The sequence below is a fragment of the Pedobacter sp. AC464 genome (assembly GCF_979253075.1).
The window spans coordinates 1-243 of record NZ_CEEDBV010000020.1; the positions used below are offsets into that span (position 1 = coordinate 1).

The following is a 243-nucleotide window of genomic DNA, read 5'->3' on the forward strand; positions in this document are numbered from 1 at the left end:
TGTTAACGCAATGAACAAGTTATTGATTTTACATGCAGACCACGAGCAGAATTGTTCTGCATCTACGGTTCGGATTGTGGGTTCATCAGATTGTAATCTCTACGCCTCAATTTCAGCAGGTATTGCAGCACTGTGGGGGCCGCTTCACGGTGGTGCTAACCAGGCCGTTATCGATATGCGTGAATTAATTAAAGCTGATGGTGGCGATACTGAAAAATGGATTAACAAAGCCAAAGATAAAAA

The 243-nt window shown here is 42.8% G+C and carries 1 protein-coding gene; it reads left to right on the plus strand.

Annotated features, from left to right (window positions below; translation table 11 throughout):
- On the plus strand, window positions 1-243 hold a 243-nt coding region (locus tag AC0IWT_RS20020), incomplete at both ends, for a citrate/2-methylcitrate synthase (RefSeq protein ID WP_471798514.1).